Genomic DNA, 20,948 nt, shown 5'->3' with positions numbered 1-20,948 from the left:
GCGGCACCCGGCTCACTGCCGGCCGCGCCGCTTCGCGTCGACGCCCGCGCCGAGGGCCACGCCCACCGCCAGGCCGACCGCGAGCCCGACCGCCAGCCGGTCGGCCAGCAGGCCCACGGCCAGGCCGACGGCGAGCCCGATCGGCAGGTACAGGGCGATGGCCGAGGCCGACGCGGGGTCCTCCCCGCCCGGGCGCTCCGGCGGCCCCGGCTCCCGCGGCTGCTGTGCCAACTCCCCCACCCACCCGTTCAGGTTGTCATGTCCTGCGACGATCCGTGTGCCCAGCATGCCAGAGGGCCGCCGGGGCATCACTCCCGGCGGCCCTCGGGGGCGGCCTGACCCGTGTCCGCTCCGCGCTCAGTCGACCTCGACGGCCGCCTCGGCGAACTGGGCCGCGTACAGGCGGGCGTACGCCCCCTCGGCGGCGAGCAGTTCGGCGTGCGAGCCCTGCTCGACGATGGCCCCGTTCTCCATCACGAGGATCGTGTCGGCGTCCCGGATCGTGGAGAGGCGGTGGGCGATCACGAAGGAGGTGCGGCCATGCGCCAGCCGGGCCATGGCCTGCTGGATCAGCACCTCGGTGCGGGTGTCCACCGAGCTGGTGGCCTCGTCCAGGACGAGGATCACCGGGTCGGAGAGGAAGGCCCGCGCGATGGTGATGAGTTGCTTCTCACCGGCGCTGACCCCGCTGCCCTCGTCGTCGAGGACGGTGTCGTAGCCGTCGGGCAGGGTCCGGATGAACCGGTCGGCGTGGGCGGCGCGGGCCGCCTCCTCGATCTCCGCACGGGTCGCCTCGCGGGAGGCGCCGTAGGCGATGTTCTCCGCGATGGTGCCGCCGAACAGCCAGGTGTCCTGGAGGACCATGCCGATCCGGGAACGCAGTTCCTCGCGGGCCATGGCCGCCACGTCGACCCCGTCCAGGGTGATCCTGCCGCCGGTGACCTCGTAGAACCGCATCAGCAGGTTGACCAGGGTGGTCTTGCCGGCTCCGGTCGGGCCGACGACGGCGACGGTGCGACCCGGCTCGACGGTCAGGGAGAGGTCCTCGATCAGCGGCCGGTCCTGCTCGTAGCGGAAGGAGACCTTCTCCAGGACGACGCGGCCGAGCGGCTTCTCCAGGCGGGCGCCGGGGACCGGGTCGGGTCCCTGCTCCTCGGCGTCGAGGAGCTCGAAGACCCGCTCGGCGGAGGCGACGCCGGACTGCACCAGGTTGGCCATCGAGGCGACCTGGGTCAGCGGCATCGAGAACTGCCGGGAGTACTGGATGAACGCCTGCACGTCGCCGATGGACAGCGCGCCCGAGGCGACCCGGAGACCGCCGACGACGGCGACCAGGACGTAGTTGAAGTTGGAGACGAACATCATCAGCGGCTGCATGATGCCGCTGGTGAACTGGGCCTTGAACCCGGCCTGGTACAGCGCCTCGTTCTCCTCGGCGAACTGCTTCGCCGACTCCTCCTGGCGGCCGAAGACCTTGACCAGGCTGTGCCCGGTGTACATCTCCTCGATGTGGGCGTTGAGCGAGCCCGTCGAGGACCACTGGCTGACGAAGTGGGGCTGGGAGCGCTTCCCGACCCGGGTCGCGACCACGAACGACAGCGGTACCGTCACCAGCGCCACCAGGGCGAGCAGCGGGGAGATCCAGAACATCATCACCAGCACGCCGATGACGGTCAGCAGCGAGTTGACCACCTGGCCCATCGTCTGCTGGAGCGTCTGGCCGATGTTGTCGATGTCGTTGGTGGCGCGGCTCAGCACCTCACCGCGCTGGCGCTGGTCGAAGTAGGAGAGCGGCAGGCGTGCCAGCTTCGCCTGCACGTCGCGGCGCATCCGGAAGACGGTGCGGTTGATCGCCCGGTTCGACAGCCTGGCGGAGACCGTCATCAGGGCGGCGGCCAGGAGGAAGACGCCGAGCGCGGCCAGCAGCACCTGGCCGACGGCACCGAAGTCGATGCCTTCGCCGGGGGTGAAGTCCATTCCGGAGAGCATGTCGGCCACCCCCTCGTCGCCGCCCTCCCGCATCCCCGCGAGGACTTGCTCACGGGTGGCCCCGGCCGGCATGTCGCGGCCGACGATGCCCGCGAAGACCAGGTCGGTGGCCCAGCCGAGGATCTTCGGGCCGGTCACGGAGAGAGCGACGCTGAGCAGGCCGGTGCCGAACATCGCCCACATGGTGGGCTTCTCGGGCCGGAACTGGGCCAGCAGCCGCTTGCCCGAGCCCTTGAAGTCCATCGACCGCTGTCCTGGCGCGCCGCCGGCGCCCATCGGGCCTGCCATCACGCGGCCTCCGCTTCCGTCAGCTGGGAGAGCACGATCTCCCGGTAGGTCTCGTCCCGTTCCATCAGCTCGCGGTGCCGGCCGACCGCCACCACCCGGCCCTCGTCGAGGACGACGATGCGGTCGGCGTCGCGGATGGTCGACACCCGCTGGGCGACGATCACCACCGCCGCCTCGGCGGTCTCGGTGCGCAGCGCGCCGCGCAGCGCCGCGTCGGTCGCGTAGTCCAGCGCGGAGAACGAGTCGTCGAAGAGGTAGATCTCCGGGCGCTGCACCAGGGTCCGGGCGATGGCGAGCCGCTGCCGCTGGCCGCCGGAGACGTTGGTGCCGCCCTGCGAGACGGGCGCCTCCAGCCCGCCCTCCAGCCGCTCCACGAACTCCTTGGCCTGCGCCACCTCCAGCGCGTGCCACAACTCCTCGTCGCTCGCGGCCGGGTTGCCGTAGCGCAGGTTGCTCGCCACGGTGCCGGAGAAGAGGTACGGCTTCTGCGGGACGAGACCGACGGTGCGGGCCAGCAGGGCCGGGTCGATGCGGCGGATGTCGACGCCGTCGACCAGCACCTCGCCCTCGACGGGGTCGATCAGCCGGGCGGCGAGGCCCAGCAGGGTGGTCTTGCCGGAGCCCGTGGAGCCGATGACCGCGGTGGTCTCGCCGGGCCCGGCGAACAGTTCCACGTCGCGCAGCACCCACTCCTCGGCGCCCGGGTAGCGGAATCCGGCGGCCCGCATCTCCAGGGTGCCGCGGCCCGGCAGGTCACGGACCGGCTCGGTGGGCGGGACGACGCTGCTGCTGGTCCCCAGCACCTCCTGGATGCGCTCGGCGCACACCTCGGCGCGGGGCACCATCATGAACATGAAGGTGGCCATCATCACGGACATGACGATCTGCATCAGGTAGGCGAGGAAGGCGGTGAGCGAGCCGATCTCCATGGCACCGCTGTCGATCCGGTGGGCGCCGAACCACACCACGGCCAGCGAGGACAGGTTCACCACCAGCATCACCAGCGGGAACATCAGCGCCAGCAGCCGGCCGGTGCCCAGGGAGACGTCGGTCAGCCCGGTGTTGGCCCGTCCGAACCGCTCGGTCTCGTACCGGTCGCGGACGAAGGCACGGATGACGCGGTTGCCGGTGATCTGCTCGCGCAGCACGCGGTTGACGGTGTCCAGCCGCTTCTGCATGGAGCGGAAGAGGGGCCGCAGCCGCCACACCACCAGACCCACGGACAGGCCCATCACGGGCAGCACGGCCAGCAGCACTCCGGAGAGCGGCACGTCCTGGCCCAGGGCCATGATCACGCCGCCGACGCACATGATGGGCGCCGTCACCATCAGCGTGAAGGTCATCAGGGCCAGCATCTGGACCTGCTGGACGTCGTTGGTCGTCCTGGTGATCAGCGACGGCGCCCCGAAACCGTTCAGTTCCCGTGCCGAGAAGGACTGCACCCGGTCGAAGACGGCCGCGCGCAGGTCCCGGCCGAGGGCGGCGGCGGTACGGGCACCGAAGTAGACCGCACCGATGTTGCCCGCCATCTGCACCAGGGTCACCGCGAGCATGACGGCGCCGAGCCCGAGGATCGTCCCCGTGTCGCCGCGTACGACTCCCCGGTCGATGATGTCCGCGTTGAGCGAGGGCAGGTACAGGGCCGCGCACGTCTGGAGGAGTTGCAGCACCACCACCGACGCGATGGGCTTCTGGTACGGACGCAGGTAGGTCCGCAGGAGTCGTATGAGCACAGGTCTCTTCCGGATCGGCCGTACGGGATGCGCCCCCATCCTGCGTCACCCGGCCGCCGGATCCCACCGGTTTTGTCCAAGCCCGGGTCAAGGCTCCCCGGGCGCCCACCGCTCGGGAAGCCCCTTTCCAGGTCAGGCGAGCGGTACGCCGCCGAACGCCTCCGGGTGCGTCTGGTCCCGGACCGCCGTGTACTGCTGGCGCACGGCCTGGCCGACGGCGATCTCCTCCCCCGGTTCGAGGTGCTGGCCGGGCGCTCCGCCCCACATCGGCGGGGCGGAGCGGTCCAGGGTGCCCCGCTCGACGCCGAGGGCCCAGGCCGCCTGGCGGGCCGCGCCGAGCGCGGCGTAGTCCGCGGCCTCGGGGACGATCACCGGGGCGGCGAAAATCATCGGGGCGGCGGCCCGCACCGCCGGCAGCTCGGCGGCCGCTCCCAGCAGGAAGACCCGGCGGATCGCCACGCCCCGCCCGCGCAGCACGTCGAGGGCGTCGGCGAGCGAGCAGAGCATCCCCTCGAAGGCGGCCCGTGCCAGGTGCTCGCGCTTCATCGACTCGCGGCGCAGCCCGCTCAGCGTTCCCGCGGTGTGCGGCAGCCGGGGCGTGCGCTCTCCCTCCAGGTACGGCAGCAGGACCAGGCCGTGCGAGCCGGGCGTCGACTCCAGGGCCAGCCGCGACAGCTCCGGCAGGTCGACGCCGAGGAGGTCGGCGGTGCCCCGCAGGGCCCGTACCGCGTTCAGCGTGTGGACCACCGGGAGGTGCATACCGGTGGCGTCGGCGTAGGAGGTGATCAGGCCGTCCGGGTCCCAGGCGGCCTCGTGGTGGACGGCCATCACCGAGCCGGAGGCGCCCAGTGACACCACCGCGTCGCCGTGACCGACACCGAGTCCGAACGCGGCCGCCATCGTCTCGCCGGTCCCCGCCGAGATCAGCAGCCCCTCCGGAGTGGTCCCCGCCGCCTCGGCCGGGCCGATCACCTCCGGCAGCACCGCCCGGTGGCCGAGCGCCAGTTCCACCAGTTCCGGCCGGTACTCCCCCGCCGCCGCCGACCAGTACCCGGTGCCCGAGGCCCCGCCCCGGTCGGTGGTACGGCGTGCGGGCCTGCCCAGCAGTTGCCAGACCAGCCAGTCGTGGGCCTGGAGCAGCCCCGCGACGCGGGCGGCGTTCTCCGGTTCGTTCTTCGCCAGCCAGCGGAGCTTGGCCACCGGCTGGGCGGGCTGCGGGACGCAGCCGACCGACCGCACCCACGCCTCGCGACCGCCGAGTTCCGCCGTCAGGTCGGCCGCGGCGACCTGCGCCCGCCGGTCACCGCCGACCATCGCGGGGCGCGCGGCCGAGCCCTGCGCGTCCAGCGGCACCAGGCCGTTCTGCTGGGCGGAGACCCCGATCGCCTCGACGCCCTCCAGCAGCCCGCCGGCCGCGGCCTCGCCGAGTGAGAGCAGCCAGCTCTGCGGATCGACGTCCGGGGCCGCCCCCTCACCCTCCTTCGGATGCGGCGCGTACCCCTGCCGCAGTACGGCACCTGTATCGGTGTCGCAGACGACCATGCGCGTGAATGCGGACGAACTGTCCAGCCCGGCGACTATCCCCATACGACGATTCTGCCGCACGCCGGGAGCGCCCCGCGGGGACGGGGCGCTCCCGGACGGCGCGACGACGCCGATGTGACGCGGGTCTCAGACGGGGCCGGTCCCCCAGTCGTCCCGAGAGCCCTGGCCGCGCTCACGCAGCGACCGCACCCGGTCGGCCACCGGCGCCGGGACGCGGTCACCGACCCGCTCGCTCACCGAGTGGTACGCCTTGTCGGCGAACCCGCGCCCCTGCTGGGCCGCGCTCTCGGCGGCGTTGCGGACCGCCGGGTTCCGCGCCACGCGCTCCGCGCACTTCCTCAACTGTTCGTACCGCTCGCGTCCCGCGCGGCTGCCGAGCACGTAGCCCAGGGCCGCTCCGGCGACGAAGGTGAGCCGGTAGCGCATCAACTGCCACCCTTCCGTAGTGGTCGGTTCTGCCGTGCGCCGTGACAGGGGTGCGGCCCTTCGCCGGGTACCGATTGGCGAAGCACCCCCCTGCTTGCGCTAATGTATGTGTCGCGGCGAGCGAGCGCCCCGTGGAGCACTCCGCGCGGGAGCCCCGTTCGACGCGACGCAGCATTCCCCTGTAGCTCAATTGGCAGAGCAGCCGGCTGTTAACCGGCAGGTTACTGGTTCGAGTCCAGTCGGGGGAGCTCGATCTCCTGTAGCTCAATTGGCAGAGCAGCCGGCTGTTAACCGGCAGGTTACTGGTTCGAGTCCAGTCGGGAGAGCAAACGATGAGGGCCCCCTCGGGGGTCCTTTTTCGTGCGCTCACCGTCTCGTCGGGGTCCATGTGCGGAGCTTCTGCCCCGCCGAGGGAACCACACACGCCCCGGCGGAGTCCTCAAGATCAGGCGAGGCCGACCAGCCGGGGCAGCAGATCGTATGAGCGGCTATGCTGCGGCAGACGGCACGTACACATGTACGCGACACGCCGCTAAGGGGCGGTAGCTCAGCCGGTTAGAGCAGCGGACTCATAATCCGTCGGTCAAGGGTTCGAGTCCCTTCCGCCCCACCCACCGCCACGCGGCCGGACGCGCTCAGGTTGTTCCGTGGCGACGAGAAGGGCCGCCGCGGGGTGTGCGGCGGCCCTTCTCGTCCGTGCGGCCTCTCGGCCGGAGGGCGCTGCCGCGGGGTTCTGGAGCGTCAGACGCCCAGCACCGCCTTGGCCGTCAGGAAGTAGATGATGAGCCCCGTGGCGTCCACCAGGGTCGTGACCATGGGGGCGGAGACGACCGCCGGGTCGATGTGGAGGCGTTTGGCCAGCAGGGGCATGGTGCCGCCGATGGTCGCCGCCCAGCCGCAGATGACGACCAGGGTGATGCCGACCACCAGGGCGATGCTCGCACTGACGAAGAGGGTGCCCACCACCAGGCCGAGCAGGGCCAGCATCGAGCCCAGGACCAGGCCCACCCGGCATTCGCGCCAGATCACCTTCATGAGGTCCGAGCCGCGCACCTCGCCGACCGCGAGAGCGCGGACGCAGGCGGTGGCGGCCTGGGCGCCGGCGTTGCCTCCGGCGCCGATGAGCATGGGGATGAACAGGGCGAGCTGGGCCACCTGTTCCAGCGTGGCCTCGAAGGCCTGGGTGACCCCGACCGTGAGGGTCGCCGCGACCAGCAGCAGGGCCAGCCACAGCGCGCGGTAGCGGGCGAGCTGCCACACGGAGGCGGCCATGTAGTGGCCGGCCCACGGGGCGGCACCGGCCTGGCGGGCGACGTCCTCGGTGTCGGCGGCCTCGATGACCTCCACGGCGTCGTCGATGGTGAACAGCCCGACGAGCCGCTCCTCGCTGTCGACGACGGGCAGGCTCAGGTCGTTGGTCTCCCGCATCAGACGGGCCGCGGACTCGGCGGAGTCGGTGGCGTACGCGGCGGCCGGCTCGGTCACGACCAGGTCGGAGACCATCGCGTCCGGCGCGTTCAGCACCAGCTCGCGCAGTTCCACGATGCCGGTCAGCCGCCGCCCGGAGTCCACCACGGGCAAGGTGTACACCGTCTCCGCGTCCGCGCCCTTCGCCCGTACGGTGCGCAGCGCCTGTTCGACCGTCAGGGCCTGCGGCAGCGCGACGACCTCGGGGGTCATGTGGCGGCCGACGGAGCCCTCGGGGTACCCGAGCAGCGCGGCGGTCATCCTGCGCTCGTTGGGGCTCAGCCCGGCCAGGACCCGTCTGACGACCTTGGCCGGCGCCTCCCACAGCATCCGGGCCCGGTCGTCCGGCTCCATGGCCTCGATGAGTTCCTGGAAGGAGCGGTCCCGCAGCCCCTCCAGGATCGGCTGCTGGTCGACCGGCTCCAGCTCCTCGAACACCTCCAGTGCCCGGTCCTTGCCCAGCAGGCGGAACGCCACCCCGGCGTCGACCGCGTCCATCCGGGCGAGCTCGTCGGCGACCACGTGCGGTGGGTGCCGTTCCAGCCACTCCTGGGCGGCGTCCAGCCGCTGGTCCTTCACGGCGGCCCGCAACGACTCGGCCGGCTCCGCGCTCGGCTCGTGGGGACGGTTCGGCTGCGACATGGCAGGTCCTTAGGCACAACGGTGGGATCGGGGAATCGGCACAGGACGCACGCGAGCACCACCGATGTCCCACTCGTACCGGGAGAGGACCGGCAGCGCTACGCGGCGTCCGGACTAGGAGGCTCGCTGCTCATCGCAGGACCACCCCCTTCTCGGACCCGTCACCGGTGCACTGCGCCGCGGAGCGGACGCTTCTCTCAGGCTATCGCGCGCCGGTCACCCGGGCCGGGCCGCGTCCCGCCTCCCCTCCTCAGCCGCCCGGTGGCGGTTCCGGACCGAACGCGGCGGCGTGGTCGGCGGCCCACTGCCGGAACGTCCGCGGCGGGGTGCCGAGGAGGTCGGCCACGGCCGTGGTGACGTGCGCGGGGTGCCCGAGGCTCGCGCGCCAGGCGGCGAGGAGCATGTCGGCGACCGGGGCGGGCGCCGTGCCCCGCGAGAGCTCGCGGAACTCGTCCGGGGGCATCTCCTCGTACGCGATCGGGCGGCCCAGCACCTCCCCGAGGGCGGCCACCTGTGCGGCCTGGGTCAGCGGCTCGGGGCCGGTGAGGACGTGGTCGCCTCCGGCGTGGCCTTCCTGGCCGAGGACGCGCGCCGCGACGGCTGCCACGTCGCGGTCGTCGACCGGCGCGCTCCGAGCGGCACCGTAGGGCCACCGCACGGTTTCGCCGGAGCGGATCGCGGGCGCCCACCAGAGCAGCGCGTTCGACGCGAGCATCCCCGGGCGGATGATCGCCGTCTCCGGTACGGCCGCCGCGAGGAGGCCTTCGAGGCGGGCGTGGAGCGCCGCCACGGGATTGGGCTGCTGGAAGAAGGGGTGCGGCGTCCGGTGCGGGGAGGAGAGGAGGACGACCCGCCGCACCTGGCCGGCGAGCCGTGCCACCACCGCCTCGGCGGTCCCGGGCGGTGCGGTCCAGACGAGGAGGACCGCTGCGGCGCCCGTCAGTGCCGGGGCGATCGAGGCGGGCACGGTGAGGTCGCCGGTGAAGACCTCGGCCTCGGGCGGCAGTGTGGCCGCCGCCTCCCGGCGGCGGACGAGGGCGCGGACCGGCACGCCCGCGTCGAGGAGCCGGCCGACGACCAGGCGGCCGAGCCGTCCGGTCGCCCCGGTGACGAGCACGGGCGGGATGTCTGTCCGAGGTGTCCGGTTCATGCGGCCATACAAACGTTACCCGGTAATAAAAGCAACCCGGTAATGAATGTACGGTGGCCGCATGAGCGAGCCGACGGGACTGCGGGCCCGCAAGAAGGAGCGGACGCGCGAGGCGATCGGGGAGGCGGCCGCCTCCCTCTTCCTGGAGCACGGGTTCGACCGCGTCTCGGTCAACGACGTGGCGGCGGCGGCCGAGGTCTCCAAGCCGACCCTCTTCCGGTACTTCCCCACCAAGGAGGACCTGGTCCTGCACCGGTTCGCGGACCACCAGGGCGAGGCCGCGCGCGTCGTACGCGACCGTCCCGCCGGCACCGGGCCGATGACGGCGCTGCACCGGCACTTCCGGGACGGGCTCGACCGGCGGGACCCGGTCACCGGCCTCAACGACCAGCCCGGCGTGGTGGCGTTCCACCGGCTGGTGTTCGCCACGCCGAGCCTGGCGGGACGGCTCGTGCGGTACCAGCTGGAGGACGAGCAGGCGCTGGCGGACGCCCTCGGCGAAGACGTCCAGGCCCGGGTGCGGGCCGCTCAGGCACTCGCGGTCCATCGGGTGCTCGCCCGTGCCAACTGGCAGCGGATCGCCGACGGCCGAAGCGCCCGCGACGTCCACCCCGAGGCGGTGGCCGACGCCGACGAGGCGTTCGGCCGGCTGCGGTGAGGGGACGGGATGCCGGGCCCGGCCGGGGGGTGTGCCAGAGTCCTGGCATGGAGTGGAACGGCGACGCGTATCAGGCCCGGTTCGACAGCATCGCGGCCGAGGGGGGGAACGTGCACGGCGAGGCGGACCTGGTGCGGTCCCTGACGCCGGGCAGTGTGCTCGACGCCGGGTGCGGGACGGGGCGGGTGGCGGTCGAGCTGGCCCGGCACGGGATCGACGTGGTGGGCGTGGACCTCGACGCCTCGATGCTCGCCACCGCCCGCCGCCTGGCGCCGGAGCTGACCTGGCACCGGAGCGACCTGACCGCCCTCGACCTCGGCAGGAGCTTCGACGTGGTCCTGATGGCGGGCAACGTCCCCCTGTTCACCCCGCCCGGGACGGAGGCCGCCCTGGTCGCCGGGGTGGCCGCCCACGTGCGGCCGGGGGGCCGGCTCGTGGCGGGGTTCTCCCTGGACCGGGGCTACACCCTGGAGGCGTACGACGCCCACTGCTCGGCCGCGGGACTGACACCGCAGGCGCGGTACGCGACCTGGTCCCGGGAGCCGTACGCCGGTGGCGCGTACGCGGTCTCGGTCCACCGCCGGGCGTGAAGGCGCCGGGGCCGGCACTCTTCGGTGCCGCGCCCCGGGTGGGGGCCGCGTCCGGCGGACAAGCTCCGGCGATGCGAAGTCGCCTCCGCACGGCGGGCGCGGAGCGGGAGGACCCCGGCACCGGATCAGCGGGCGGCCGGCGCCGGCACGCGCCGCGGCGGCGTCGTCCGGCCTCCCCGACGGCCGGCCGGCCGCGCCGGCCGTTCACCCCCCGAGGAGTGTACGTTCGTACATCACTCGCTGTAGGCTCCCGCGCATGACTGTCGTCGTCGCCACCCCGCCCACCGTGGCCGACCGGCGGGCGCGGGTGGCCGTCGCCGTGCTCTTCTTCACCAACGGCGCCCTCTTCGCCAACCTGCTGCCGAGGTATCCGCAGATCAAGGAGGCCCTCGGCATCACGAACGCCGGGTACGGCCTGGCCGTGGCCGCCTTCCCGGCGGGGGCGGTGGCGGCCGGACTGGCGGCCGGGGTGGTCATCCGGCGGCTGGGCTCGGCGCGGGCGGCGGTGGCCGGCACCCTGCTGACGGCGGCGGGGATCGTCGCCGCCGGATTCTCCGGCACGGTGGCGCTGTTCGCCGCCGCGCTCTTCCTCGCCGGAGCGATGGACGCGATCACCGACGTGGCGCAGAACGCCCACGGGCTGCGGGTGCAACGACGGTACGGGCGCTCGGTCATCAACTCCTTCCACGCCATCTGGTCGATCGGCGCCGTCACCGGCGGGGCCATGGCCGCCGGGGCGATCGCGCTCGGCGTGCCGCCGGGGCGGCATCTGGCCGTCTCCGGAGCGGTGTTCACCGTCGTCGCCTCGGCCGCCCTGCGGTTCTGCCTGCCGGGGCCGGACACCGGACCCGCCGTCGAGCCGGTGGCCGACGCGCCCGCCGGGCGCCCCGGGAAGGGCGCCCTCCCGGGGCGCCGTACGGCGTGGGTACTGGCCGCACTGGTCCTCATCGCCACCGCGGGCACGCTGGTGGAGGACGCCGGCAGCTCCTGGGCGGCTCTCTACCTCTCCGGCCCGCTGCACGCCTCGGTGGCGCTGGCCGCCTCCGGCTTCATCGCTCTGGTCGGGGCCCAGTTCGTCGGGCGCGTCCTCGGCGACCGGCTCGTCGACCGGTTCGGCCAGCGCGCGGTGGCCCGTGCCGGAGGGCTCGTCACCGCGGCGGGCATGGGGCTGGCCCTGGCCTTCCCGACCGTGCCCGGGACCGTCCTCGGCTTCGCGGCGGCCGGATTCGGCGTGGCCACGCTCGTCCCGGCGGCGATGCACGAGGCCGACGAACTGCCCGGCCTCAAGCCCGGGACGGGGCTCGCCCTGGTCTCCTGGCTGATGCGCCTCGGCTTCCTGCTCTCCCCGCCACTGGTCGGCCTGGTCGCGGACGCGTTCAGCCTCCGCGCCGGCCTGCTGGTGGTCCCCTTCGCGGGGGTGCTGGTCCTGCTGCTGGCAGGCGTGCTCCAGGGGCGACGGAGCCGCCCGCAGCACTGAACCCGTCCTCCGCGTCCGCCTCGCGCGCCGGTCCCGCCGCACGCGAACGGCATCCGTAAGGCGCATCACCGCGCGGGCGGCCACCTTCCGCAGGCCAGGGCTCCGGCACGGCAGCCGTGCCGGTCGAGGCAGACGGGCCCGCGAAGGCGTGGCGGAGCGGCGGAACCGCCTGACGGACGAGCCCGAGCAGGTCTCACCCGGCGTCAGGTGCCGTCTCCTCGGCGATCCAGCGGAGATAGGCGGAGCTGCCACCGGTGACCGGCGTGGCGAGGATCTCCGGGGTGTCGTAGTCGTGGTGGCGCAGCAGCCACTGCTCCAGAGCGGGGTAGCGCTCCTCGGCGGTCTTGAGGTGGAGCTGCCATTCGCGGGCGTCCTCGACGGCGCCCTGCCAGCGGTAGACCGAGGTCACGGGGCCGACGATCTGCACGCAGGCGGCGAGGCGGGCCTCGACGGCCGCGGCGGCCAGGCTCTCGGCCCGGTCGGGGGTGTCGACGGTCGTCACGACGACGACGGCCGGGGGCGCGGACTCCTGCGGGGCGGTCATCTCGGTTCCCTTCCTGAGGCTGCGTGTCGGGCACACCGTACGTGGAGCGCCGGGCGCCCACGGGGGCTTGGGCCGGTCGGAGGTGTGGGTCACCCGTTCACCAGCGGTTCGCAGTACGGGGCGGGCGGTCGCGGGTACACCCGCTGTGACCTGCGTCGACGGAGTCGTCGTGGGGTCAGGCGGGTGTGGTGCCGGCGGCTGTGACGACGCGTCCGACAGGCGGCGGGCGGCGGGGCGGCTTTACCTCGGTAGCGGGGACGCGCCCCGGCGGCACCCGTGTGCCGCTGTCGTCTTTGGCTAAGGAGCACCATGCGTACTGCCCGTCTGCTGACCGGTACGGTCCGAGCGGCCGCCGCCCTCGGTGCCGGTCTCGCCCTGTCCGCCGCCCCGGCCGCGTACGCCGACGCGGGGAGCGGCGGGCGGGCGGCCGTGGAGCCCCGTCAGGTGGCGCCCGGCTCCGCCGTCACCCTGGTGACCGGGGCGTGCCGGCCGGAGGACGGCCAGGGCGGCGGAACGGTCACGGGCGACGCGCGCGCGGTCGGCGCGGGGCGGTTCAGCCTGGTGCCGGGCGCCGAGGACGAGGACGCGCGGGGCACCTTCCGGGTACCGCGCTCGGCGGTCCCGGGGACGTACGAGATCGTGGCGCGCTGCCCGCAGGGGGAGGTGGTGGCGGCGGACCTGGTGGTGACGCTCACCTCGCTCGGCCCCGACGAGACCGAGGACCGGCAGGAGCCGCTGCCGGGTGAGCGGCCGGCCGCGCCCGGCGCCGAGGGCCGCTCCGGCCCTGGCGGCGAGCGGGCGGCCGCCGCCCCGGAGCAGGTGACACAGGGGTCCGTGGCGGGCGTCGGCTCGGCGCTCGGCACCGACCCGGCGCAGGTCACGGCCGGGGTGGCGGCGCTGGGGCTGGCGGCGGCGGGCGGCACCTGGCTGCTGCACCGCCACACACGCGGAGGCGGGCTCTGACCGGGCCGGCCCGGCGTCCGGGCCCGGTGGCGGGTGGGCTGTCGCGGCGCCGGGTGGTCAGTCTGGCCGTCGCGGCCGGGACCTGGTTCTTCTTCTGCGTGGGGCTGTGGCTGCTGGCGCGCGGGATCGGGTGACGGGGCGTCCGGCGGGCGTCCGGGTCAGGCGAGCCACTGCTCGTACGCCAGGTCGGCGACCAGGGCGAGGACGACGACCAGCAGGACGATCCGGACGAAGCCGCTGCCGCGCTTGAGGGCGGTGCGGGCGCCGAGGGTGCCGCCGACGAGGTTGAAGACCGCCATCAGGGCGGCGAGCTGCCACAGCACGGTCCCCTGCCAGGCGAACATGGCGAGCGCCCCGGCGTTGGTGCAGCAGTTGACGATCTTGGCCGTGGCGGAGGCGGTGACGAGGTCCAGGTGGAGGACGGCGGTCAGCGCCAGGACGAGGAAGGTGCCGGTGCCGGGGCCGATCAGCCCGTCGTAGAAGCCGATGCCGAGTCCGGCGAGGCCGATCGCGGCGAGGGTGCGGCGGCGGGAGACCGGGCCGGACGGGGGCGCGGTGGTGCCGAAGGCGGGCTTGAGGATGACGAAGGCGGCGACGGCGAGCAGCACCACCATGATCACCGGCTTGAGCACCTCGGTGCTCATCCCCGCGGCGAAGAAGGCACCACCCGTGGAACCGGCGAGCGCGGCCAGACCGATCCGCACGGCGGTGCGCACGTCGACGGGAGCGCGGCGGACGTAGGTGACGGCGGCGCCGGTGGTGCCGACGATGGCGACGGCCTTGTTGGTGCCGAGGGCGAAGGCGGCTGGGGTGTTGGCGGGCAGCCCCAGCAGCAGCGCGGGCAGCAGGAGCAGCCCACCGCCGCCGACCACGGCGTCGATCCAGCCGGCGGCCAGAGCGGCCACACAGAGCAGGACGATGCTGGTCACGGCTATGTCAGGCATGGGCATGACCCTATCGGGGGGCCGGCCGGCGGCTCTCGGGCGCCCGGCGTGCGAGACGGCCCGGCCGCCGGTCCGGGTGGCGGCGGGCGCCTGGGCCGCCCCCGGACACCACAGTGCCCCTGGGGCCCGCGCTCGTGAAGCGGGCCCCAGGGGCGCTGTCGCCGGACCGGGCCGGCGCGCCCCCCGCACACGGGTGGCGCCGGACCGGTCCAGGGTGGGACCGGAGCCGTCCACGGTGCACGCCGGTGAGGGGCCGGGGGCGCGGACGGCTCCGGAGGCCGGTCAGCGGCTGTCGCTGCCCTTCGAGGCGGCCGCGGCGCGGCCGGCCTCCAGGCGGGCGACCGGGATGCGGAACGGCGAGCAGGAGACGTAGTCGAGTCCGACCTCGTGGAAGAAGTGGACCGACTCCGGGTCACCGCCGTGCTCACCGCAGACGCCGAGCTTCAGGTCGGGGCGGGTGGCCCGGCCGGCCTCGACGGCGTCACGGACGAGCTTGCCGACGCCGTCCTTGTCGATCGTCTCGAACGGGGAGACCCCGAAGATGCCCTTCTCCAGGTAGGCGGTGAAGAAGCTGGCCTCCACGTCGTCCCGGGAGAAGCCCCACACGGTCTGGGTGAGGTCGTTGGTGCCGAAGGAGAAGAACTCGGCGGCCTCGGCGATCTGGCCGGCGGTCAGCGCGGCACGCGGCAGCTCGATCATGGTGCCGAGCGCCAGCTTCAGGTCGGTGCCGGTCTCCCGTTGCACGTCGGCGAGGACCTGCTCCGCGTCGTCGCGGACCAGTTCCAGCTCCTGGACGGTGCCGACCAGCGGAATCATGATCTCGGCGCGCGGGTCGCCGTTGGCCTTCTTCCGCTCGGCGGCGGCCTCGGCGATGGCGCGGACCTGCATGGTGAACAGGCCGGGGATGACCAGGCCGAGGCGGACGCCGCGCAGGCCGAGCATCGGGTTCTGCTCGTGCAGGCGGTGCACGGCCTGGAGCAGGCGCAGGTCGTTCTCGTTGGCGTCCTGGCGGGACTCGGCGAGGGCGACGCGGACCGACAGCTCGGTGATGTCGGGCAGGAACTCGTGGAGCGGCGGGTCGAGGAGCCGGACGGTGACGGGCAGGCCGTCCATCGCCTCGAACAGCTCCACGAAGTCCTTGCGCTGGAACGGCAGGAGCTGCTCCAGCGCGGTCTCCCGTTCGGCGTCGGTGTCGGCGAGGATGAGCTTCTCGACCATCTCGCGGCGCTCGCCGAGGAACATGTGCTCGGTGCGGCACAGGCCGATGCCCTGGGCGCCGAAGCGGCGGGCGCGCAGCGCGTCCTCGGCGCTGTCGGCGTTGGCGCGCACCCGCAGGCGGCGGACGCGGTCGGCGTAGGCCATGACGCGGTGGACGGCGGCGACCAGTTCGTCGGCGTCGTCGGCACCGGCGTGCATGCGGCCCTCGAAGTACTCCACGACCGGCGACGGCACGACGGGCACCTCACCGAGGTACACCTTGCCGCTGGAGCCGTCGATGGAGACGAGGTCGCCCTCCTCGACGACCAGGCCGCCGGGCGCGGTCATCCGGCGCTGCTTGGTGTCGACCTCCAGGTCCTCGGCGCCGCAGACGCAGGTCTTGCCCATGCCCCGGGCGACGACGGCGGCGTGCGAGGTCTTGCCGCCGCGCGAGGTGAGGATGCCCTCGGCGGCGATCATGCCGTCCAGGTCGTCCGGGTTGGTCTCACGGCGGATCAGGATGACCTTCTCACCGGAGCGCGACCACTTGATGGCGGTGTACGAGTCGAAGACGGCCTTGCCGACGGCGGCGCCGGGCGAGGCGGCGATGCCCCGGCCGATGGTGTCCACGGAGGTGGTCTCGTCGAAGCGCGGGAACATCAGCTGGGCGAGCTGCGCGCCGTTGACCCGCTGGAGCGCCTCGGCCTCGTCGATGAGGCCCTGGTCGACGAGCTGGGTGGCGATACGGAAGGCGGCACCGGCGGTGCGCTTGCCCACGCGGGTCTGGAGCATCCAGAGCTGGCCGCGCTCGATGGTGAACTCGATGTCGCAGAGATCCTTGTAATGGGTCTCCAGCGTCTCCATGATCTCCATGAGCTGGTCGTACGACTTCTTGTCGATCGACTCCAGCTCGGCGAGCGGCACGGTGTTGCGGATGCCGGCGACGACGTCCTCGCCCTGGGCGTTCTGGAGGTAGTCGCCGTAGACGCCCTGGTGGCCACTGGCGGGGTCGCGGGTGAAGGCGACGCCGGTGCCGGAGTCGGGGCCGAGGTTGCCGAAGACCATGGAGCAGATGTTGACGGCGGTGCCCAGGTCGTGCGGGATGCGCTCCTGGCGGCGGTAGAGCTTGGCCCGCTCGCCGTTCCACGAGTCGAAGACGGCCTTTATGGCGAGGTCCATCTGCTCGCGCGGGTCCTGCGGGAAGTCGCGCCCGGCCTCGGTCTTGACGATCTTCTTGAACCTGGTGACGAGCTTCTTCAGCTCGGCCGCCTCCAGGTCGGTGTCGACCGTGACCTTCTTGGCCTTCTTCGCGTCCTCCAGGGCGTCCTCGAAAAGCTCGCCGTCGACGTCGAGGACGGTCTTGCCGAACATCTGGATGAGCCGGCGGTAGGAGTCCCAGGCGAAGCGCTCGTCGCCGGACTGCGCGGCGAGGCCCTTCACGGACTTGTCGGAGAGGCCGATGTTGAGGACGGTGTCCATCATCCCCGGCATCGAGAACTTGGCGCCCGAGCGCACCGAGACCAGCAGCGGGTCGTCGGCCTGGCCGAGCTTCTTGCCCATGGTCCGCTCCAGGGCGTCGAGGTGCGCACTCACCTCGTCGCGGAGCTCCTTGGGCTCGTCACCGCTGTCGAGGTACGTCTTGCACGCCTCGGTGGTGATGGTGAAGCCCGGGGGGACGGGCAGACCCAGGTTGGTCATCTCGGCGAGGTTGGCCCCCTTGCCACCGAGAAGATCCTTGAGGTCGCGGTTGCCCTCGGTGAAGTCGTAGACGAACTTCTGCGTCTGCGCCTGCTCGGCACCGGCGTTCGCTACGGCGGGTTCTGTGTTCTGCGGTTCCGACACGGGATTCGACTCCTCGCGGACTGGCTGCCCTGACGGCGAGGAACATACCCAGATCGAAGGCACCTGGGTACGTCCACTTGCGCGCCCAGGGGCTGCCGCCACCCGTCTGCCAGCAGATCCAAAGTGACCGCAGAGGGACGCGAAGGAGCGTTCCGCTTTCAAGAGTCGAACACGAGGGAGCGGGATGTGGGGCCCAGAAGCCTCTACGGTCACACACAGCCACATCAGCGTTCGGCTTAAAAATGATCGAGCACTGGCACCCAGTGCCACCCTTTGACAAGTGCAGGCCGCACATTCGTGCTCATCTGAGCATGGGGGCGATCAGGGGTGGCGAGAATCACGCCCTCGGCCCGGGATGGAGGCCACGATGTGGACCAGTTCCGTGCGCCTGGCGAACATCCGACGCCGCATAACGGCACTCCCGGCACGCGGTGCCGTCCCCACGGGCGTGCCGGAGTACGGATTTGCGCCATTCCTGGCGCGAGGCTCGGATGAGCGCGCCCCCGCGGCGGCGCCCCGCCGCCGGAGGAGCACCGGGTGCCGGCCGCCCCGTCGGCGGGGCGGCCGGCACGGCCCCGCTCAGAGGGCGAGGGCCGCGAGGCGCTCCTCCACCCGCTCCGGGGCGAAGACGTGTTCCACCACGAGGGCTCCGGCCCCGAACACGGCGGCCCGCTCCCCCAGCCGGGAGGTCACCACCTCCAGGTGGGCGGTGGAGCGGGGCAGTGCCCGCTCGTAGAGGAGTTCGCGGACGCCGGTGAGGAACGCCGTGCCGGCCAGGTCCCCCGCGATCATGAGAACGCCCGGGTTGAGCAGGCTGACGACGGTGGCGAGCACCTCACCGACGTGCCGTCCCGCCTGACGGGCCAGCCGGGAGGCCTCGGGGTGCCCTGCGGCGAGGAGGTCGCGGACGTCCGAGCCGGAGGCGGCGGGTACGCCCGCCGCGGCCAGCCGTGCGGCGAGCGCCCGCCCGCCGGCGAGGGCGGCGAGGCAGCCGTGCGCTCCGCAGGCGCACCGCGCGTCCTCCCCGGCGGGCACCCGGATGTGGCCGATGTCGCCCGCGCCGCCGTCGACGCCGCGGAGGACACCGCCGTCCACGACGATGCCGGCGCCGATCCCGGTGGAGGCCTTGACCAGGACGAAGGCGGCGCAGTCGCGGTGGGCGTGGCGCTGTTCGCCGTAGGCCATGAGGTTGGCGTCGTTGTCGATGAGGACGGGCGGGGGCGGGGCGCCGCAGTGGCGGCGGAAGGCGTCGCCGAGGAGGCCGGGCAGGGGCGCTCCGTCCCACCCCGGCATGATCGGCGGCTGGACCACCCGCCCCGTGGCGTGGTCCACGGGGCCGGGCACGGCGAGACCCATCCCACAGACCGCGTCGGCGGTGGCGTCGGCCTGGTCGAGCAGGACGGCGAACCAGCGGCCGAGGATGTCGAGGACCGGCCCGGGTCCGGCGGTGATGTCGAGGGGCCCGGTGTGCTCGGCGAGGAGTTCGCCGCCGAGGCTGAGCACGGCGGCACGGGCGTGCCGGGTCTCCAGGTCGGCGGCGAGGACCAGACCGTGGCTGCCGTCGAACTCCAGCCGCACGGACGGGCGTCCGCCGAGCGGCGAGCCGCCGGAGGCGCCCGGGCCCTCCCGCAGCCACCCGGCGCGGAAGAGCCGGTCGAGGCGGTGGCCGACGGTCGCCCGGGAGAGCCCGGTGGCCTGCTGGAGGGCGCCGCGGGTGGTCGCGCGGCCGCTCCGGACGAGGGCGAGCAGGTCCCCCGCACCGGCCCGCGGGCCGGTCTTTCCGGCCGGATTCGACATGCCCTACCCCCTTGCGCTCAACAATCGCGCATTACACAGTGAGTTCTGCGTGTTAAATAGACGTAACCTTACGGTACCCACGGCCGCACGACGGGCAGCGGTGCGTCCGTACGACCCTCCAGGGGAGAGACCGCGTGCACCGCACCGCCGCCGACCCGGCCGCCGAGACCGCCGCGCCCGGAGCGGAGCAGCTGTCCACGACGGCGTCGACGCCCGGGGCGAGAGCCGCCGCGCCGCCCGGCCCCTTCCCCCTCGTCCCGCCGTCCCTCGCCCCCGAGGCGGCGCCGGGACTCCGCTCGGCCGCCGCCCGGGTGCTGCACGCCAACTGGACCGGCACCTCCACCGTCCCCTCCCGCGGCCTCTACCCCCACCAGTGGTCCTGGGACTCGGCCTTCATCGCCATCGGGCTGCGCCACCTGTCGCCGCTGCGCGCCCAGATCGAGCTGGAGACGCTGCTGGCGGCCCAGTGGGACGACGGCCGGGTGCCGCACATCGTCTTCAACCCCGACGTCCCGGCCGGTGCCTACTTCCCGGGTCCGGAGTTCTGGCGCTCGTCCGCCGACGGCCGCCGCGCGGGCGCGCCCGAGGCGGTGGAGACCTCCGGGATCGTCCAGCCACCGGTGCACGCACTCGCCGCACTCCTGGTCCACCAGGCCGACCCGGGGCTCTCCCGGGCCCGCGGCTTCCTCGCCCGGCTGCGGCCGAGGCTCGCCGCCTGGCACCGGTACCTGCTGGAGTGCCGCGACCTCGGCGGCGCCGGACTCGCCTCCGTGGTCCACCCCTGGGAGCAGGGCATGGACAACAGCCCGTGCTGGGACGTCCCGCTCGCCCGGGTCGCGCCCGCCCCGGCCCGCTCCTTCCGCCGGGCGGACCTCGACCACGGCACGGTGAGCGACCGCCCGACCGACCTGGACTACGGCCGGTACGTGCGGCTGGCGCTCCGCTACCGCGACGGCGGCTACACGGACCGGGCGCCGGGCACCGCGGGCGGGCCGGAGTTCGCGGTGGAGGACCCCGCCTTCAACGCGCTGCTCATCGCCTCCGAACGGGCCCTCGCCGAGATCTCCGCCGAGCTGGGCGAGCCGGAGCCCGAGCGGCCGGCCCGCGCCGAGCGGCTGACGGCGGTGCTGGTGGAGCGGCTCTGGGACCGGGAGGCGGGCCTCTTCCTCTGCCGCGACCTGCGCGGCGGCACCGGCACCGAGGGGGCACCCGTCCCCGAGCGGGCGGTCGGCGGTCTGCTCCCGCTGCTGCTGCCGGACCTGCCGCCCGAGGTGGCCGAGGCCCTGGTCCACACGGCGCGCGGCCCGCACTTCGGCCTCGGCGGCCCGGTGGAACTGGTCCCCAGCTACGACCTGCTCGGCACCGTCTTCGACCCGCGCCGCTACTGGCGGGGCCCGGCCTGGTTCAACACCAACTGGCTGCTGGAGCGGGGGCTGAGGCTGTACGGGGAGCAGGGGCTGGCGGCCGGGCTGCGGGCGGCGCTGGTGGAGACCGCGGCCGCCTCCGGCTTCGCCGAGTACGTCGACCCGTACACCAAGGAGAGCTGCGGGACCCGGGACTTCAGCTGGACGGCGGCGCTCTGTCTGGACCTGCTGAGCGAGGCACCGGTCCGCGAGCCGGCCGCCGTGGTGCGGACGGCGGCGGGGCACGCGGGCCGGTGGGCGGAGCGGCGGGCGGCCGGGGTCCGCGTCTGAAG

Annotated in this window: 16 protein-coding genes and 3 tRNA genes; 8 read left to right on the top strand and 11 right to left on the bottom strand. The window is 73.6% G+C overall.

Annotated features, from left to right (window positions below; translation table 11 throughout):
* Positions 1 to 12: 12 nt before the first annotated feature.
* The 5 genes from Sdia_RS09585 to Sdia_RS09565 form a co-directional block, all read right to left on the bottom strand.
* Entirely contained in the window at positions 13 to 240 is a 228-nt protein-coding gene (locus Sdia_RS09585) for a glycine zipper domain-containing protein (protein ID WP_100453341.1), read from the bottom strand.
* 117 nt (positions 241 to 357) lie between these two features.
* Positions 358 to 2,277: an ABC transporter ATP-binding protein gene (locus Sdia_RS09580; RefSeq protein ID WP_115069927.1), complete on the bottom strand. Its 1,920-nt coding sequence runs from the start codon at positions 2,275 to 2,277 to the stop codon at positions 358 to 360.
* The gene (locus tag Sdia_RS09575; RefSeq protein ID WP_189500406.1) at positions 2,277 to 4,010 is read right to left on the bottom strand and encodes an ABC transporter ATP-binding protein; all 1,734 of its coding nucleotides are present in this window, start codon (positions 4,008 to 4,010) and stop codon (positions 2,277 to 2,279) included. The genes Sdia_RS09580 and Sdia_RS09575 overlap by 1 nt, the downstream gene beginning before the upstream one ends.
* Positions 4,011 to 4,142: 132 nt before the next feature.
* On the bottom strand, positions 4,143 to 5,597 hold the full coding sequence (locus Sdia_RS09570) for a xylulokinase (RefSeq protein WP_100452827.1): 1,455 nt from the start codon (positions 5,595 to 5,597) through the stop codon (positions 4,143 to 4,145).
* An 84-nt stretch (positions 5,598 to 5,681) separates the two neighbouring features.
* Positions 5,682 to 5,981, bottom strand: coding sequence for a hypothetical protein (locus Sdia_RS09565; protein ID WP_100452826.1), 300 nt, complete (start codon positions 5,979 to 5,981; stop codon positions 5,682 to 5,684).
* Between the two features lie 175 nt (positions 5,982 to 6,156).
* Between Sdia_RS09565 and Sdia_RS09560 the strand changes: the two genes are divergently transcribed.
* The 3 genes from Sdia_RS09560 (at position 6,157) to Sdia_RS09550 (ending at position 6,591) form a co-directional block, all read left to right on the top strand.
* Positions 6,157 to 6,229 (top strand) — tRNA-Asn (locus Sdia_RS09560).
* 5 nt (positions 6,230 to 6,234) lie between these two features.
* Positions 6,235 to 6,307, top strand: a tRNA-Asn gene (locus tag Sdia_RS09555).
* 210 nt (positions 6,308 to 6,517) lie between these two features.
* A tRNA-Ile gene (locus Sdia_RS09550) sits at positions 6,518 to 6,591 on the top strand.
* A gap of 131 nt (positions 6,592 to 6,722) precedes the next feature.
* Here the strand turns inward: Sdia_RS09550 and mgtE are convergent.
* Positions 6,723 to 8,090 carry a magnesium transporter gene (mgtE, locus tag Sdia_RS09545; RefSeq protein WP_115069925.1) on the bottom strand — a complete coding sequence of 456 codons (1,368 nt, stop codon included), beginning with the start codon at positions 8,088 to 8,090 and terminating at the stop codon, positions 6,723 to 6,725.
* Between the two features lie 250 nt (positions 8,091 to 8,340).
* Positions 8,341 to 9,240, bottom strand: a complete 900-nt coding sequence (locus Sdia_RS09540) for an NAD(P)H-binding protein (RefSeq protein WP_189399655.1) — start codon at positions 9,238 to 9,240, stop codon at positions 8,341 to 8,343.
* Positions 9,241 to 9,301: 61 nt separating this feature from the next.
* Between Sdia_RS09540 and Sdia_RS09535 the strand changes: the two genes are divergently transcribed.
* The 3 genes from Sdia_RS09535 to Sdia_RS09525 all read left to right on the top strand — a co-directional run bounded on the left by Sdia_RS09535 (position 9,302) and on the right by Sdia_RS09525 (position 11,965).
* Entirely contained in the window at positions 9,302 to 9,898 is a 597-nt protein-coding gene (locus tag Sdia_RS09535) for a TetR/AcrR family transcriptional regulator (RefSeq protein ID WP_189399653.1), read from the top strand.
* A gap of 47 nt (positions 9,899 to 9,945) precedes the next feature.
* Positions 9,946 to 10,488 carry a class I SAM-dependent DNA methyltransferase gene (locus Sdia_RS09530; protein ID WP_115069924.1) on the top strand — a complete coding sequence of 181 codons (543 nt, stop codon included), beginning with the start codon at positions 9,946 to 9,948 and terminating at the stop codon, positions 10,486 to 10,488.
* 256 nt (positions 10,489 to 10,744) lie between these two features.
* Positions 10,745 to 11,965 carry an MFS transporter gene (locus Sdia_RS09525; protein ID WP_115069923.1) on the top strand — a complete coding sequence of 407 codons (1,221 nt, stop codon included), beginning with the start codon at positions 10,745 to 10,747 and terminating at the stop codon, positions 11,963 to 11,965.
* Positions 11,966 to 12,158: 193 nt separating this feature from the next.
* Here the strand turns inward: Sdia_RS09525 and cutA are convergent, their stop codons facing one another.
* A complete protein-coding gene (cutA, locus tag Sdia_RS09520) occupies positions 12,159 to 12,509 on the bottom strand; it encodes a divalent-cation tolerance protein CutA (RefSeq protein ID WP_100452820.1) in 351 nt (116 codons plus the stop codon).
* 309 nt (positions 12,510 to 12,818) lie between these two features.
* Between cutA and Sdia_RS09515 the strand changes: the two genes are divergently transcribed.
* Positions 12,819 to 13,472, top strand: a complete 654-nt coding sequence (locus tag Sdia_RS09515; protein WP_115069922.1) for a hypothetical protein — start codon at positions 12,819 to 12,821, stop codon at positions 13,470 to 13,472.
* A 158-nt stretch (positions 13,473 to 13,630) separates the two neighbouring features.
* On the opposite strand, the gene Sdia_RS09510 is transcribed toward Sdia_RS09515, so the two are convergent.
* From Sdia_RS09510 to Sdia_RS09500, 3 genes are all read right to left on the bottom strand, one after another.
* On the bottom strand, positions 13,631 to 14,416 hold the full coding sequence (locus Sdia_RS09510; RefSeq protein WP_100452818.1) for a sulfite exporter TauE/SafE family protein: 786 nt from the start codon (positions 14,414 to 14,416) through the stop codon (positions 13,631 to 13,633).
* 282 nt (positions 14,417 to 14,698) lie between these two features.
* A complete protein-coding gene (gene ppdK / locus Sdia_RS09505; protein WP_124287139.1) occupies positions 14,699 to 17,455 on the bottom strand; it encodes a pyruvate, phosphate dikinase in 2,757 nt (918 codons plus the stop codon).
* Positions 17,456 to 18,034: 579 nt separating this feature from the next.
* Positions 18,035 to 19,252 carry an ROK family transcriptional regulator gene (locus Sdia_RS09500; protein ID WP_124287140.1) on the bottom strand — a complete coding sequence of 406 codons (1,218 nt, stop codon included), beginning with the start codon at positions 19,250 to 19,252 and terminating at the stop codon, positions 18,035 to 18,037.
* Positions 19,253 to 19,386: 134 nt separating this feature from the next.
* On the opposite strand from Sdia_RS09500, the gene Sdia_RS09495 reads away from it, so the two are divergent.
* The gene (locus tag Sdia_RS09495) at positions 19,387 to 20,946 is read left to right on the top strand and encodes an MGH1-like glycoside hydrolase domain-containing protein (protein WP_189399651.1); all 1,560 of its coding nucleotides are present in this window, start codon (positions 19,387 to 19,389) and stop codon (positions 20,944 to 20,946) included.
* Positions 20,947 to 20,948: the final 2 nt, after the last annotated feature.

Source organism: Streptomyces diastaticus subsp. diastaticus (assembly GCF_011170125.1).
GTDB classification, from domain to species: domain Bacteria; phylum Actinomycetota; class Actinomycetes; order Streptomycetales; family Streptomycetaceae; genus Streptomyces; species Streptomyces diastaticus.
This window is presented reverse-complemented; position numbering and strand designations above follow the sequence as displayed.